Origin of the sequence: Metamycoplasma phocicerebrale (assembly GCF_003383595.3) — a bacterium.
GTDB classification, from domain to species: Bacteria; Bacillota_I; Bacilli_A; order Mycoplasmatales; family Metamycoplasmataceae; genus Metamycoplasma; species Metamycoplasma phocicerebrale.
On record NZ_CP033058.2, the window covers coordinates 438,543 to 454,400 of the forward strand.

Sequence of the window (15,858 nt, forward strand, 5' to 3'; positions counted from 1 at the left end):
CCTATTCTTTGTTTTTTAAATCACCATCTTTAAATATAATTTTTTGTTCAAACTCATTAAAATATGCATCAAATTGAAATCTTGTTGTATTATCTAAGGATAAAATGCCCTCTCCAACAGGAGCCGTAGCAATAAATTTAGCTTCTTGTTCCGTTAAGGGGATTCTATCTATGAAAAGAGATTTATAAGTCTCGAGGTCTTTAGAATTTGATTTCAAAGTAATTGTATATTGCATATTTTCCATTATTCCAGCTGATTTGGAAGAAATGTTTATATTTTGGTTGAAATCCATAAAATTTTGTGTACCCAAAATTAACATACCTCTATATTTTCGAATTGTTTTTGCTGTATCCCAAACAAAATCTAATGCTATAGGATTTACTGGATCAATAAACTTATGAGCTTCATCAATAACTAACATAATTCAATTATTTCCAGATTTATCTGCAAAATAATTACTAGCTATTTTGTTTTGTATAAATGATAATATTAAAAATAATCCCGCTTTAGATGAAGGTGAATCGTCTTTTGTAGATAAATTATAGGTGTCAAAGACACTAAATTTTGAAGTTAAATTAATATTTGTATAGCCATTATAAAGGTCTTTATTAGGAGAGTTGTTTTCAAATTCTGATTTTAATGTAGCTAATATTAATTTTTTTGAATTTAAATATACATCTTCATCATTTTGATTTGAAAAATTATATTTCTCTAAAAAATTTATGTAATCCGACATTGTTGGGTAGTCTTCATTTTTTAAGTCAAAAAAATTAATTTTTGGATCATAAAATTTTCATTTATTGTAAAGTTCAGATAAGGACTTACTAATAAAGCGGGTTTCTAAATCATTAAAGTTACACATTAATTTCAAAAATTTTTGCACTTTTCTTATATTATTTGCCAAAATTATTTTATTTAATTTTACATTATTTATATCTTCATTTAATTGTAAATCTAATTGTAACGGATTAATTAATGTATTAATGCCTGTTCCCATTTCAAAAATATTTCCACCAAATATATTGGCTAGTTTGCTATATTCTCTTTGCGGATCAATAACTATTATTTCTGTATTAAATACTAAATAGTGCATTAAAAGTTTTTTAATTATAGTGCTTTTGCCTGAACCTGGAATACCTGTGATTAAAAGATTAGAATAAGATCTTTTTGAATTTTTTGTTTTGATATCAAATAAAAGTGGAGAGTTTGTTGTTTTATCAAAACCAAAAAGCAAAGAATTATTGTCGTTCAAATCAGAATTAATAAAACCTCAACCTCAAGCAACATTATCACTTACCATTTCAATATCATTATGCAAATTATCACTATTAATTAAGCAACTGTTAACATAGCTTTGTTTTTGTAAAAATAATAATGGGTTTAAATTAGCATTAACTTCTGAAGCGTTTAATTGATTTTCCAATTCAAGAGCAAGCAATTCCTTAAGATCATTTCCTCTATTAATAAAAATAAAATTACTATTAAATATATTAGAATTTTTTACGTTAGCTAAGTAGATTAGGTTTTCTATAGCTGCAATTTCAATTGCAGATTTGGAGGTTTTAACTTTAGATTTAGAATTATTATTTATTTTAACTAAAGAATCGGCTTTATCCAAAAGTTGGTCCTTCAAAGTTGAATCATAAGCACTCAAATTTCAAATAACAGTTGATTCGCTAGAAAAAAGTTTGTTTACTCAATTTGTTTGAATTTCAAAAGAGCTAAAATCATTTATACTTTGAAAACTAATATATTTATTATCAGCTATTAAATATTTTTTACAAAATTCAACATTTTTAGGAGCCAATTCCTTAAAATCGAAATTACTAAAGTCTTTATTTTCTAAAGAAATGTCAAATATTAAATTTAAGACTTTTATAATTTCTTTGTCTTTTAAAATTGTTGGATTAAATTTTGTTTGAGATAATCTATAAAAAATTTTATTTCTTTTTTCTTTTAAATCTTCTACTGAATTTCCATAAATAACAAAATAGTAATTTGATATTTTATTTGTTAAATTTAAAGCCTCCAAATCAAAAGAATTAGCTTCACAATATTTTTTTGCATTAACATTTGTTTTTAATAAATCTTTGTTAGCATTGGTATCTATTTTATTTAAATTAGAGCTTAGATTTATTGGCGAAGAACTTTTTATTATTGTTATTTTGTCTTCAATAGAATTTAATATTTCTATAAATTTATTTATTTCTAATTCAATATCAGTTTCAGAATTGATAAAAACATTAAAACCTTTTATTTGTATAATACTAAAATGATTAAAAATACCAAAATTGTTTTTTCTATTAGCTACAATATCATTTTCTATTAATTCTTGGTAAGGAATTAAAAAATGCGTGTCATTTTTATTTTTTTTAGAATATTTTCTTACACCAACAAAAAATTTAAAAGCCCGAAAAGCTAAAACATAAAATCGACAGTTATGTTTTTTAGAAAAAAGAAGAATTCAAAAAGTTGAGCCCAGAATGATTAAAAATAATCCTAACTTAAATTTTCAATCAAAATTATTGGTTGGAATAGCTAAAGTTAAAGACATAAATATCAAAAACAATAAAACTAAAAAGTCAATTATTGTAAAAGATTTTCAAATACTTGTTTTTTTGTCTGCTAATTTTTTATTTTGAAGCATTTTTTCCTTTCCTTTTTTGTTCTTAAAATTTTAAAATCAGTTAAAAAAGCAAAAAATTTTTACTTTTTTGCTTTAGAAGCAATAAAAATAATTGCTTGATTTACCATTTCTTCAACATTATCGGTCACTTCTAATTTTTCAAGTGACTTATTTATTTGTTTGCTAGTAAAGCCAAGCATTTTCATTGCTTCTTTAAATTCAAATAAATTACCTTGTTTTTTTGCATTCAAATTTAGTTTGTTCATTATATTCTCCTAGTTTTAAATTTAGTTTAATTTTTTTTATAATTTGAATATATGGAAATGACTAAATATTTTTTTAAATTTGCTTGATTAGCTATTATTTCTAGTGTAATTTTTATAGTGATAGGGATTATTTTAAAAAATAGAAATAAATTTAAAAAAATAAGGACATGATTTATAGTTCAAGGCTTGATTACAACAATTTCTTGGCTAACATATTTATTTATTTTGATTTTTTTCTATAAAAATGAAATAAAAATTTTGAATTCAAGAATTTTAAATTGAAATATATTAAAAAATATATTAGACAGTGTTGTTTTTAAAACAACATTATTTACAATATTGGTTGGAAATCTTGTTATACCCACCATTACTTATGTCATTAAATCGCATTTAGAAAAAGAGAAATCAAATGGTGCGCCTTCTATTTCTTTTTATGACGAAGAATAACAGTCGCATAGGTTATTAAACTGATTATCAATATAAGATTAAAAGTTAAAATTAATAGTCCTAAAATAAATAAAGTTAAATTTTTATTTTCTATTAATAATAAACTAGTAACAAAACTACAGATAACAATAAAACTAAAAATTATTCCAAACCAACTAAAGAAAAAAAATTTAAATTTGTTTTTCACTATATTTTTTTATTATTTTTCTAAAAATATATAAATTCTATTTTCTTTATCTTTTGCTAAAGTAATTATTCCGTTTTTATTTTCTAAATCAATCCAGCCATAAGAATCATCGCAATCATAAGTGTAAACTCTAACAAAATTTCTAAATCATACACACATATCAATTAAATCATACTGTCAAGAATTGCCCTTTATTACATAAAAAATATATTGTCCATCACCATTGTTATGGCTTATATAGGTATCATTGATTTTTAATGATCCAACATCACTAAAAAAAGAAAATTCCATAGCATCAACTTCTATGTTTTTAGATGTATTTTCAAATGTTGATATTAAATTAATCTTAATTTTTTTTCGACCATAATGTTATTACCTCTTTTGTATTTTGGATTAAAATTTTTTTATCTTTGCTTTATTTCTTTTCAGTTATTTGAGTTGTTAATATTTTTTTGCTATTTTTATTTATTTTTTAGATATTGCTCTTTATATTCATAAAAGTTCATTTTTTTATCACTATTTTTAGTAATGAAATCTAAATAATTTTCATACCTTTCAAAAGTTTTTTTAAATTCTTGGTTTCATTCTTTATAAAAATGTTTTCTTTTATCTATGGTAATAGTGTATTCCTCATTTAAATAGACTTGCAATGAATTTCTATTTCTTCCGCTTATTAGAGCATATTTTTTGTTTGGTTTAAACCAAATTTTAATTAAGTTTTGTTTTGGAAATTCATATTTAAAATGTTTTTTGAATGTTTCCAAATCCCCTTCTATACAACTCATTGCTATATTTAATGGATGGTAGGGCCATTCACATATACTATCCCCTCTAAAACTATATCTATATACATTTTTATTATTTAGTTTTATATTTATACTTTTTATATCGCTTCTATCCATGTTTTTTCCTTTTATTATTTCTAAACTTTTAAGATTTTTATTTTTTTGAGTTATTTTTCATCATTTGAATTGTTAATATTCTCATCGTAATTATTTAATAGCTTTAAATTGTTTTCTAAATCTGCTATTTTTTGTTTATATTCATTTTGTTGAATTTTATTTTTTAAATGAATTTGCTTTAATTCCTGCTCTCCAAATAATGCTCATTTATTATCTAAATTGCTATCAATTGATTTATTTTTTTTAAGCATTTCTTTTTGGTAATTTATTTGATAATTATTGTATTTTTTAAGTGATTCATAATCATTTAAAGCTTTTTTGTTAATGGTTCCTGTTTTTAAATCTGTAGCAGCTTTTTTATAAATATCAAGCATTCTTCTTTGTTTTAAAGGTTGATTAGATCCCACATTAGAAAATGATGATTTTATAAAATTATTTGACATTCCCAAACTTTTTGCAAGGTTTTTATTAGCTGACACTTTTGATAAGTTTGATGCCTTACCTATAAGCCCACCCAAAGTGTTAGCAAATCCTCCTTTAGAAAGCGTGGCACCCAATGTAGCGCCACCTGTTGCAACAGCAGCGCCAGCAATTGCAGCTTGCTTGCCAAAACCAACAGTTCTTTTTATAAATTGGCCAGCTTTTTTAAAAGAGAAATCAGATAGTTCAATTCCTAATAAATATGAAATTAATTTATTAGTTGATTTTACCGAATAAGCCGCTCCTATATATATTATTAAATCTGCAACAAGACCCACTGCTGTGCCTAAATTGTTGAGTTTTTCTTTTGCGGGACTTAAAATTAAAATAAAAACAACAAAAAAATGTAATGATAATAAAGATATAAAAATACTAATAGAGCTTTTGGTAAAAGAGTTTTTCCATTTTACTATTGCAATTCCATTATCATCTATTGATTTAGCAGCCACTAATGGAGAAATAATAAATAAAGTGAATTGAATTAAAGAATTTTTTACTATATCAACAAGAATAGCTCCTAAAAAGATTACACACATTCAAGCTACAACAGTATTCTTAATAAAAATCAGACCTATACTCATTGAAGAAGAAATCGATTGAGATAAATATTCAATATAAGGCATTGGCAAAAATTGGTGATTTTGAACCGAATTAATTGCTCAAGAAGCATTATTGTTTAAAGCTACATATAAACTTTCGGCTATATCAAAATTCTTATTAGTTTGCAATTCCAAAACTTTTCCAAAATATTCAAAAACAATCGAAAGAACGATGTTTATAACAAAAATTAAAAATGGTAATAGCAAGGCTCATAAAAATGCAGCCATTGATTGTCTTAAAACATTTTTAAATCTTAAATGTTCGGTATTTCCGTTTTTCCTTTTTCTAACATGATATTTAGCGAATGAAATTAAAATAAATACTATTGTAAAAGCTAAAGCATATATTAAAAATGCTAAAAAAGCAATTGGTAAATTTGATAATTTAAATGAATAATCGCCTGGTTCTGCTTTAAAAATTATTATATTAATTAATTCAAAACCAAAGAATCTTGCTGCTTTGAATAAACCTTGTAAAATAAGAAATGGAAAGCTAATAAATATGCCTCAAAAAAGGCTGAAAATTGCATAAAGTATTGGTGAAATTGCTATTTTTATAATATTGCTAAGCATATTTATTTTTCTTTATTTACTCTTAAAATATGCATTTCCAAATCCTATAAAAGCAAAAACTATAGCAGTGATAACTATTATTACTGTTAATATAAAAAGCCCACTTAATATTTTTTGTATTTTTTTGTATTTAGGATCAAGTTTATATTTTGCAATATTGTTTTCATTTTTTATTTTAATTTTGTTTCTTTTGCTAAAAAGAACAATTTCGATAGCAAATAATGAAATTAAAATTGGTATTATTGCAATACATACATAAAAAGACCAATGAAACATATTTTTCTCCTTTAATTGTTTTAATTTATTTTAAGAAAACTGCTGCAACTTTTAAAATCACAGGTATTAAAATGACAAAAAGCATAATAAAACCAAACGATAATCAAACAGAAACTATTCTAGATTTTGCTTCTTTTTTAGCAGTTTGAGTTTTTGCAGTTTTCAAAGATGCTGTTGCAGCAAAAGTCATTACTATAGCAATTATCGCAAACACCGCAACCGCATAACCTGCAATCAAAGATATAAAAGGTGTTATAGAATCTAACAAAGTGCCTAAGGCATTTTTAAGTGTATCTGTATCTGCTCCGCCAGGCATTTTTCCTCCTTGAAATTTTTGTAAAGAAAAAAGGCACTATTTTATAGTGAACCCCTAAAGTTGGACCAAACAACGGAATAACTTTAGGGGTTTTTATTATGAAATTAAAAAATGAAGAAAAAATAAAAATAATCAAACTTTCAAATGAAGGTTATAGCATTAAAGATTTATGTGAAATGTATAATGTAAGCAAAACTACAATAGCGACTATTAGATCTCTATATAAAATACATAAATATGATTTCTTAAGCAAAAACAAAAAAAAATAACTATTCTTTTAATTTTAAAATTTGAATTATTAAATTAGTTAAAACTGGTCGCTCTATTCACGATATTGCTGTGAAATTTAACATAAATTCTGGTGTTATTTATAGTTGAATAAAAAAATATTTAAATTTAGATTATAATGGTCTTAAAAGAAAAATAGGAAGGCCATGTAAAATGAATTTAAATAAAAAACTTAAAGAAAAAGAAACAACAACAGATAAAGATAAAAAAATAAAAGAACTAGAAGAACGTAATGCTCAGCTTGAAATGGAAAATGATTTGCTAAAAAAATTGAGAGCCTTGGTTCAACAAAGGAAAGAGCAACAAAAAAAGAAAAAGTAATTGTTGTATATGAATCAAGGCTAAAATATCCTTTAAATAAAATGCTATTATTTTTTCAAATTGCTAAATCTACATATTTTTATATTTTAAAAAATATAAATGAAGAGGATTCTAACAAGAAAGAAAAAAAATTAATTCTTGACATTTTTAATAAAAATAAAGCAAGGTATGGATATAGAAGAATAACTTTAGAACTAAAAAATAGAGGCTTTATTATCAATCATAAAAAAGTAAAACGATTAATGAGTGAGCTAAATATATACGGTAAGCAACCTAAAGCTAAATATAAATCATATAAAGGCGAAATTGGCAAAATATGCAAAAATCTTTTATTAAAAAAAGTTGTTGACAAGAATAAAAATATTACTTATTTTAATAGAGATTTTCAAACTAGCAACATAAACCAAATTTGGAGTACAGATGTTTCAGAATTTCATATTGCTTCTGGAAAAGTATATTTATCACCAATTATAGATGCAAATAGTCGCGAAATTATATCTTACACAATATCAAGAAGTCCAAATTTTAAACAAACTATTGATATGTTAAAAATTGCCTTTAAAAAACACAAAAATTTAAATGGTTTAATTTTGCACTCTGATCAGGGTTGACAATATCAAATGAAAGAATATAGAGATATTCTAAAAGAAAAAAACATTCTGCAAAGCATGTCTCGAAAAGGAAATTGTTATGACAATTGTATAATTGAAATTTTTTTCGGAACAATGAAGAATGAAATGTTTTACGGTCATGAATATGAATTTAAGTCATTAGATGAATTAGAAAACGCAATGCACAAATATATAAAGTATTATAATGAAAATAGAATAATAACAAAATTAAGAGGAATGACACCTAAACAATATAGATGCCATTCGCTTAATAATTTAAAATAATTTTTTTAGTCCAACTTTTGGGGTTCACCCTACTAAGTGTTAACTTTTTTTAAATTAAGTAACAACAAAACAATAAGATTGAGGTTAAAATGTGTCAAACATTTTAATAAAAAAGAGTTTGATACAATTTATAAAATTTATAATAATTTAGGTTTAAAAGAACAATATTTTACATAAATGAAATTTTGCCAAAACAAAATTTTTAATTAAAAAAAGTGTTGTAGCAAGAATAAGAAAAATTATTAACTATTATAATTATTGGTATGGAAAAAAACTATTATATAAAAAAGGTTAAAATAAAAAACCTGGAGGCGGAATACTGATTTTTTATTCTAAAAAGCGAATGCTTAAATAGTTTAGATTACAATCAAATAACATTTAAAGAATTAAAAAGTTATATTAATTAATATAACAATTTTAGAATACAATTAAATTTAAATTGAAAAACACTATAGTAATATGCTATGATGTTAAGCAATACTTAAATTGTTAACTTTTCTTGTTCTTGTTTAAAGTTCCGTTTTTTTATTTAATAGTTCATTTATTTTTTCTTATTTTATTAGTATGATAGAATATAGATATATCTAAAGCCAGAAGAAATTCTGGCAAGAGGAAAATATGAAGAAGATTTTAGATGTTTCGCAAAGCGAATATTTTTCTCTTTTTTTAGGTAATCTTATTGTTAAAAAAGAACAAGGCAAGGTTATTATTCCAACAAATAATATTGAAACAATTATTTTTGAAAATAACAAAATGTCTATAAGCATACCGTTAATAAATAGTTTAATTGAAAAAAAAGTTAATATTATTTTTTGTGATTATAGACATTTACCAATTGCCCAAATAATTCCCTTTAATGGTTATTTTGATAATAAGGTATTCATGAATCAACTAAATTGAGATAATCATTACAAAGCTATGACTTGAAAATTAATAATAGAATTAAAAATTATCAATTCAAAAAAATTAATTGAGTATTTAACGCCAAATAATTTAGATTCTATAAGTAATTTAAATAAATATTATCAAAATGTTAAATTTATGGATTTATCAAATCGAGAAGGTCACGCTGCTAAAGTATATTTTAAATCTTTATTTGGAAAAGAATTTATAAGAGATAAAAATAATGTTGATGATTATTTAAACTTATACTTAAATTATGGTTATAGTGTTTTGATCGCTTATGTAAGCCGCTCATTAGTTTCTAAGGGATATGATAATCGAATAAGCATATTTCATAAAAGTTTTGACAATAATATACCTTTGGCTTGTGATCTAGTTGAGCCCTTAAGGTGCATTGTTGATAAGGTTGCTTATGAAATGATGCTTAAAAAAATGCAATTTATAAAAATAGATTTTAGAGATTTTAAAAAAGAATTATTTGAAAGTTTTGAAAATCATATTATTGTTAATTCAAAAAGAATGAAAATTATTGATTATATTGACTATGTAATTAAAGGTTTATTGGAGAATAAAGATATTAAGGTGCTAGAAATTGAATGGATTTCAAAATAGATATATGAAAATTATATTAATGTATGATGTTTCAATGGATGAAGACAATTTAACCTTATATAATAAGTTTAGAAATTCATTAATTAAATTAGGGTATTTTAGAATTCAATATTCTATATATGTGAAAACTATAGGGTTTCAAACATTATATCCTTATGAAAAAGAAAAATTAATGAAAATAATTCCTAAAAAATCAAATGTTAGAGTTTTGTTGGTAACAGAAAATCAATATTCCAATATGGATATTTTAATGGGTGAAAAATCTTTAAATGAATATTGTAATGAAAAAGAAAGATATATTGAATTGTAATGATAAAAATAAAAAATTTGCAATCGCTTAATATCATCGATTATGAAGGAATATTTATAATTGAAACTGAAAATATAGACAATCTTTTGCTTAGTTTTTATCAATATGAAATAAACAATAAAGAAGAAGTTTTTTGTATAAATAAATCAAATATTTCTATAAAAAATACTGTTTTAATATCACCGTTGACTAAATTAAGCGATTTATATAATTTATCAACTAAAAATATACTTACAAAATGAATTGTCAATAATGATAAACTCGATATTAATAACATTTTTATTACCAATAAAATATTAGAAGAATTAGAAAAATTAAATAATATAATAAACAGTAGTTTTTTAGATATTAATTTAGATAAAATGAAAATGTTAAAAAATTTAATAACTATAGATGAAGATGCATTTATAGATATAAAAAGTTTTGAAAAATGATTAATTAATTTTGATAGTTCAACTAAACCGCTTATTATTTTAAAAAATACAAACTTAATGTGCAGCACTTTAATAAAATATATTAATAAATTTAATTTTTTAATTATAACAAATAATATTTTTTCTATTATTGACCAACCTAATCAAATTGAATGTTGTTCTATTGAAAAAAACAATAAATTAATTACTTTTGAATCTTTTAATACTATAAAAATGTGGCTTGAGGAAGAATATAAACTTAACAATTTTTCTGATGATGATTATTTTAATATATTGAAAGAAGACAAATTTAAACAATTGATGTTAAAAAAACAACTTTTTTAATAAAAAAAACGTCAAATTATTTATTTTTTCAACAATTTGACGTTTTAGTACTATACTATTTTTAAGCAATACAAAACTTAGTTTTTCTATTTTAGGAAGATCAATATGTTTTAGTACTATACTATTTTTAAGCAATACAAAACTTTACATATTAATATCTAAATAATTTATTTGTTTTAGTACTATACTATTTTTAAGCAATACAAAACTCAAAAAGAAAATTTAAAAGAATTAATCCAGTTTTAGTACTATACTATTTTTAAGCAATACAAAACGCCGGATCGTAAAAATGTTCTAGTATAGCTAGTTTTAGTACTATACTATTTTTAAGCAATACAAAACGTTCAATCAGTCCTTTTAATGTAAATCTTTGTTTTAGTACTATACTATTTTTAAGCAATACAAAACAAATATTATTTTTCTTATCAAACCCTCTCTAGTTTTAGTACTATACTATTTTTAAGCAATACAAAACATATATTTTAAATAATCAAGGTTGTAGCTTGTTTTAGTACTATACTATTTTTAAGCAATACAAAACCCAAATTCAACTTTACAAAAATATAAAGCTAGTTTTAGTACTATACTATTTTTAAGCAATACAAAACTAATCACTATTTTCAAAACATTTAAAAGCTGTTTTAGTACTATACTATTTTTAAGCAATACAAAACCCAATATTCGTTTTAGTCAAATGATTAAAGGTTTTAGTACTATACTATTTTTAAGCAATACAAAACTAAATACCCAAAATCTAGCATTATTTTATCGTTTTAGTACTATACTATTTTTAAGCAATACAAAACAATGTAGGTATATGTGTTAAATTTGATTTAGTTTTAGTACTATACTATTTTTAAGCAATACAAAACGTGATAATAAACCTAATAATTACTTCTATGGTTTTAGTACTATACTATTTTTAAGCAATACAAAACCTTTTGTAATTTTTATAAGTTATCCTGACCGTTTTAGTACTATACTATTTTTAAGCAATACAAAACCTCTAAAAATTAAATTAATTCAAAGAATAGTGTTTTAGTACTATACTATTTTTAAGCAATACAAAACTGGTTATAGATGAACCTATTGAAGACCCTTGTTTTAGTACTATACTATTTTTAAGCAATACAAAACCGTAGTTATCTCTTGTTTTACCATATGGGTGTTTATAGTGAACCCCTAAAGTTGGACCAAACAACGGAATAACTTTAGGGGTTTTTATTATGAAATTAAAAAATGAAGAAAAAATAAAAATAATCAAACTTTCAAATGAAGGTTATAGCATTAAAGATTTATGTGAAATGTATAATGTAAGCAAAACTACAATAGCGACTATTAGATCTCTATATAAAATACATAAATATGATTTCTTAAGCAAAAACAAAAAAAAATAACTATTCTTTTAATTTTAAAATTTGAATTATTAAATTAGTTAAAACTGGTCGCTCTATTCACGATATTGCTGTGAAATTTAACATAAATTCTGGTGTTATTTATAGTTGAATAAAAAAATATTTAAATTTAGATTATAATGGTCTTAAAAGAAAAATAGGAAGGCCATGTAAAATGAATTTAAATAAAAAACTTAAAGAAAAAGAAACAACAACAGATAAAGATAAAAAAATAAAAGAACTAGAAGAACGTAATGCTCAGCTTGAAATGGAAAATGATTTGCTAAAAAAATTGAGAGCCTTGGTTCAACAAAGGAAAGAGCAACAAAAAAAGAAAAAGTAATTGTTGTATATGAATCAAGGCTAAAATATCCTTTAAATAAAATGCTATTATTTTTTCAAATTGCTAAATCTACATATTTTTATATTTTAAAAAATATAAATGAAGAGGATTCTAACAAGAAAGAAAAAAAATTAATTCTTGACATTTTTAATAAAAATAAAGCAAGGTATGGATATAGAAGAATAACTTTAGAACTAAAAAATAGAGGCTTTATTATCAATCATAAAAAAGTAAAACGATTAATGAGTGAGCTAAATATATACGGTAAGCAACCTAAAGCTAAATATAAATCATATAAAGGCGAAATTGGCAAAATATGCAAAAATCTTTTATTAAAAAAAGTTGTTGACAAGAATAAAAATATTACTTATTTTAATAGAGATTTTCAAACTAGCAACATAAACCAAATTTGGAGTACAGATGTTTCAGAATTTCATATTGCTTCTGGAAAAGTATATTTATCACCAATTATAGATGCAAATAGTCGCGAAATTATATCTTACACAATATCAAGAAGTCCAAATTTTAAACAAACTATTGATATGTTAAAAATTGCCTTTAAAAAACACAAAAATTTAAATGGTTTAATTTTGCACTCTGATCAGGGTTGACAATATCAAATGAAAGAATATAGAGATATTCTAAAAGAAAAAAACATTCTGCAAAGCATGTCTCGAAAAGGAAATTGTTATGACAATTGTATAATTGAAATTTTTTTCGGAACAATGAAGAATGAAATGTTTTACGGTCATGAATATGAATTTAAGTCATTAGATGAATTAGAAAACGCAATGCACAAATATATAAAGTATTATAATGAAAATAGAATAATAACAAAATTAAGAGGAATGACACCTAAACAATATAGATGCCATTCGCTTAATAATTTAAAATAATTTTTTTAGTCCAACTTTTGGGGTTCACCCTAGTTTTAGTACTATACTATTTTTAAGCAATACAAAACCAAATGAAGTTGTGGTGTTGTCTAAATTATGTTTTAGTACTATACTATTTTTAAGCAATACAAAACTTAATAAGTACTACACAAGACGCTTTCATAAGTTTTAGTACTATACTATTTTTAAGCAATACAAAACCTCTAAGTATTATTGGTGGTTTAAGTCAATTGTTTTAGTACTATACTATTTTTAAGCAATACAAAACAATACGGGGACAAGCTTTATGATGAAATGAGTTTTAGTACTATACTATTTTTAAGCAATACAAAACAAATATTACGTCCATATATATTTTTGTATAGTTTTAGTACTATACTATTTTTAAGCAATACAAAACGTTTCAATCCTTAATTTTAGCGTCATATTCGTTTTAGTACTATACTATTTTTAAGCAATACAAAACATGCGATTTTTAGCACGTCATTTAGGACAAAAGTTTTAGTACTATACTATTTTTAAGCAATACAAAAGAGAAGCTAAATTTATTGCTATAGCTCCAGTGTTTTAGTGCTATACTATTTTAATTTATTGAAATTATTTATCTTTCTCTTTTCTTAGAATATGTTTATCTAAAATAAATTAAAAAATAAAGTAAAATTAAATAATCAACATAAAATTAAAACAAAAATTAAAAAAAGATTAAGGAGTATATTTTAGATGAAAGATAATAAAGATTTTGTAATATTTGGAATGGATAATTCATTAGAGCTAGCAAAGCAAATAGGAAAATTTATAAAACAAGAAATACAACCAGTAGATAAAACTGTTTTTGCCGATGGGGAAAGAATTTTATCAACTAATATTACAGTTAGAAATCGTGATGTTTATATTATTTGTAATACTGGTAAACCAGTTAATGATAATTTAATGGATTTAATGATTTTTGTAGATGCCTTAAAAAGAGCAAATGCAAAAAGCATTGTTTGTGTTTTAACTTATTATGGTTATGCTAGACAAGATCGCAAAGCAAAAGGAAGACAACCTATTACAGCGAAACTAGTAGCAGATTTATTGGAAACAGCGGGGATAACAAAACTTATTACTATTGATTTGCATAATGCTTCAATTCAAGGTTTTTTCAACATTCCTGTCGATGATTTAAGAGGACAATTTATTTTTTCGAGTGAGCTTAGAAAAAGAAAAGAAAAATTTGTTATTGTTTCTCCAGACCATGGCGGAGCTGTTCGAGCAAGACAATTATCTGAGTTGTTAAATGACGATGAACAAATAGCAATTATTGATAAAAGAAGAACGGGACCCAATGTATCTGAAATTATGGGGGTTTTAGGAAATGTAAAAGATAAAAATGTCATAATTTATGATGACATTATAGATACTGGTGGAACAATAATACATGCAGCTAAAACTCTAAAAGAACAAGGAGCAAAAAAAATAATTATTGCTGCTACTCATGGTTTGTTTTCAAGGGGATTCGAAATGTTTGAAAACAACCCAATAATTAACGAAGTTATAATTACAAATTCAATAGATCATTCTCATTTATCACATTTTAAAAAATTAAAAGAATTATCAATGGCTGAATTTTTAGGTTTAGTAATTCAAGCTAATATGAATAATAATTCAATTAGTGATATATATGAAGATTATAGCAAAAGATAATTTTAAGCAAATTACTCAAGAATTTTTGGGCGATTTGACAGAAGAAGTTTTATCTAAATTATGAGATTATTACTGTTTAATAGAATTAGAAAACCAAAAATATAATTTAACAGGTTTTTATAATGAAACGTTAGTTAAAGAAGGAATTATAGAATCAATATTAATATTTAAAGAGATTAATAATAAAATTATTAATCTTCAAAATAAAAAAGTTTTAGATATTGGCTCAGGAGCAGGCTTTCCTATAATACCTTATTTAATATTTAATCCAAACTTTAATTTAGTTATTTATGAACCAATGGATAAAAGAGTGAATTTCTTAAATTTAGTTATAGAAAAATGCCAATTAAAAAATGTTGTCATAAAAAAACAAAGAGCCGAAGAATCAAAAGATTATGAAAAATTTGATTTTATTAGTGCTAGGGCTGTTTCAGAATTAAAAAATTTAGTTGAAATTTCTCATAAATTGTCAAAAATAAATGGAACTTTTTGTTTTTTAAAATCAAACAATTTTGAAAGAGAAATTGAAAATGCTAAATACATTTCAAAATTATTAAAAATTGATTTTAACATAATAGAAATTGGTAAGTTTTTTAATATAAATAATGTATTAATATATTACAAAAAAAGCATTCAAACTCCTGATGGTATACCTAGAAAATGATCAACCATTATAAAGAATAATTTAAAAAAATAATTAATATTTTTATCTATTTTCGTAGCCAAATAGATATTTTTTATACTTTTTTTGGCTTTTATAGTTATATTTTCTATAAAAACAC

General features: G+C 23.2%; 19 protein-coding genes and 2 CRISPR repeat arrays. Of the genes, 12 read left to right on the top strand and 7 right to left on the bottom strand.

The window, feature by feature from the left end; all coding sequences use genetic code 4:
* Position 1 precedes the first annotated feature (1 nt).
* Both DMC14_RS01745 and DMC14_RS01750 read right to left on the bottom strand, forming a co-directional pair.
* A complete protein-coding gene (locus tag DMC14_RS01745) occupies positions 2-2,647 on the bottom strand; it encodes an Mbov_0397 family ICE element conjugal transfer ATPase (protein WP_116171521.1) in 2,646 nt (881 codons plus the stop codon).
* A 59-nt stretch (positions 2,648-2,706) separates the two neighbouring features.
* Complete coding sequence (locus DMC14_RS01750) at positions 2,707-2,892, bottom strand: hypothetical protein (RefSeq protein ID WP_116171522.1); 186 nt, start codon at positions 2,890-2,892, stop codon at positions 2,707-2,709.
* Between the two features lie 51 nt (positions 2,893-2,943).
* On the opposite strand from DMC14_RS01750, the gene DMC14_RS06180 reads away from it, so the two are divergent.
* Positions 2,944-3,339: a hypothetical protein gene (locus tag DMC14_RS06180; RefSeq protein WP_116171523.1), complete on the top strand. Its 396-nt coding sequence runs from the start codon at positions 2,944-2,946 to the stop codon at positions 3,337-3,339.
* A gap of 199 nt (positions 3,340-3,538) precedes the next feature.
* On the opposite strand, the gene DMC14_RS06185 is transcribed toward DMC14_RS06180, so the two are convergent.
* The 5 genes from DMC14_RS06185 to DMC14_RS01780 form a co-directional block, all read right to left on the bottom strand.
* On the bottom strand, positions 3,539-3,817 hold the full coding sequence (locus DMC14_RS06185) for a hypothetical protein (protein ID WP_116171524.1): 279 nt from the start codon (positions 3,815-3,817) through the stop codon (positions 3,539-3,541).
* A gap of 170 nt (positions 3,818-3,987) precedes the next feature.
* Complete coding sequence (locus DMC14_RS01765) at positions 3,988-4,428, bottom strand: hypothetical protein (protein ID WP_116171525.1); 441 nt, start codon at positions 4,426-4,428, stop codon at positions 3,988-3,990.
* A 50-nt stretch (positions 4,429-4,478) separates the two neighbouring features.
* On the bottom strand, positions 4,479-6,080 hold the full coding sequence (locus tag DMC14_RS06190; RefSeq protein ID WP_116171526.1) for an Mbov_0396 family ICE element transmembrane protein: 1,602 nt from the start codon (positions 6,078-6,080) through the stop codon (positions 4,479-4,481).
* Positions 6,081-6,092: 12 nt separating this feature from the next.
* Positions 6,093-6,356, bottom strand: a complete 264-nt coding sequence (locus DMC14_RS01775; RefSeq protein ID WP_116171527.1) for a hypothetical protein — start codon at positions 6,354-6,356, stop codon at positions 6,093-6,095.
* A 25-nt stretch (positions 6,357-6,381) separates the two neighbouring features.
* Positions 6,382-6,672: a hypothetical protein gene (locus DMC14_RS01780; protein ID WP_116171528.1), complete on the bottom strand. Its 291-nt coding sequence runs from the start codon at positions 6,670-6,672 to the stop codon at positions 6,382-6,384.
* Between the two features lie 98 nt (positions 6,673-6,770).
* Here DMC14_RS01780 and DMC14_RS01785 point away from each other — a divergent pair, with 98 nt between their 5' ends.
* The 11 genes from DMC14_RS01785 to rsmG all read left to right on the top strand — a co-directional run bounded on the left by DMC14_RS01785 (position 6,771) and on the right by rsmG (position 15,773).
* Positions 6,771-6,941 (top strand): helix-turn-helix domain-containing protein, encoded by a 171-nt coding sequence (locus tag DMC14_RS01785; protein ID WP_116171529.1) that lies wholly within the window; start codon positions 6,771-6,773, stop codon positions 6,939-6,941.
* 70 nt (positions 6,942-7,011) lie between these two features.
* Positions 7,012-7,281 carry a hypothetical protein gene (locus DMC14_RS06195; RefSeq protein ID WP_116171530.1) on the top strand — a complete coding sequence of 90 codons (270 nt, stop codon included), beginning with the start codon at positions 7,012-7,014 and terminating at the stop codon, positions 7,279-7,281.
* A complete protein-coding gene (locus tag DMC14_RS01795; protein WP_277870957.1) occupies positions 7,281-8,177 on the top strand; it encodes an IS3 family transposase in 897 nt (298 codons plus the stop codon). The genes DMC14_RS06195 and DMC14_RS01795 overlap by 1 nt, the downstream gene beginning before the upstream one ends.
* A gap of 618 nt (positions 8,178-8,795) precedes the next feature.
* The gene (cas1, locus tag DMC14_RS01800) at positions 8,796-9,692 is read left to right on the top strand and encodes a type II CRISPR-associated endonuclease Cas1 (RefSeq protein ID WP_116171532.1); all 897 of its coding nucleotides are present in this window, start codon (positions 8,796-8,798) and stop codon (positions 9,690-9,692) included.
* Between the two features lie 4 nt (positions 9,693-9,696).
* On the top strand, positions 9,697-10,002 hold the full coding sequence (gene cas2, locus DMC14_RS01805) for a CRISPR-associated endonuclease Cas2 (RefSeq protein WP_116171800.1): 306 nt from the start codon (positions 9,697-9,699) through the stop codon (positions 10,000-10,002).
* On the top strand, positions 10,002-10,760 hold the full coding sequence (locus DMC14_RS06200) for a hypothetical protein (protein ID WP_116171533.1): 759 nt from the start codon (positions 10,002-10,004) through the stop codon (positions 10,758-10,760). Before cas2 ends, DMC14_RS06200 begins: the two co-directional genes overlap by 1 nt.
* Positions 10,761-10,801: 41 nt before the next feature.
* Positions 10,802-11,897: direct repeats of the CRISPR family, unit length 36 nt; unit sequence GTTTTAGTACTATACTATTTTTAAGCAATACAAAAC.
* 89 nt (positions 11,898-11,986) lie between these two features.
* Positions 11,987-12,157 (top strand): helix-turn-helix domain-containing protein, encoded by a 171-nt coding sequence (locus DMC14_RS01815; RefSeq protein WP_116171529.1) that lies wholly within the window; start codon positions 11,987-11,989, stop codon positions 12,155-12,157.
* A 70-nt stretch (positions 12,158-12,227) separates the two neighbouring features.
* On the top strand, positions 12,228-12,497 hold the full coding sequence (locus tag DMC14_RS06205) for a hypothetical protein (protein ID WP_116171530.1): 270 nt from the start codon (positions 12,228-12,230) through the stop codon (positions 12,495-12,497).
* The gene (locus DMC14_RS01825) at positions 12,497-13,393 is read left to right on the top strand and encodes an IS3 family transposase (protein WP_277870957.1); all 897 of its coding nucleotides are present in this window, start codon (positions 12,497-12,499) and stop codon (positions 13,391-13,393) included. The genes DMC14_RS06205 and DMC14_RS01825 overlap by 1 nt, the downstream gene beginning before the upstream one ends.
* Before the next feature lie 32 nt (positions 13,394-13,425).
* Positions 13,426-13,927: a CRISPR direct-repeat array (repeat unit 36 nt; unit sequence GTTTTAGTACTATACTATTTTTAAGCAATACAAAAC).
* Between the two features lie 186 nt (positions 13,928-14,113).
* Positions 14,114-15,076 carry a ribose-phosphate pyrophosphokinase gene (locus DMC14_RS01830; protein WP_116171534.1) on the top strand — a complete coding sequence of 321 codons (963 nt, stop codon included), beginning with the start codon at positions 14,114-14,116 and terminating at the stop codon, positions 15,074-15,076.
* A complete protein-coding gene (gene rsmG / locus DMC14_RS01835) occupies positions 15,054-15,773 on the top strand; it encodes a 16S rRNA (guanine(527)-N(7))-methyltransferase RsmG (RefSeq protein ID WP_116171535.1) in 720 nt (239 codons plus the stop codon). Before DMC14_RS01830 ends, rsmG begins: the two co-directional genes overlap by 23 nt.
* The last annotated feature ends 85 nt before the right edge of the window (positions 15,774-15,858 follow it).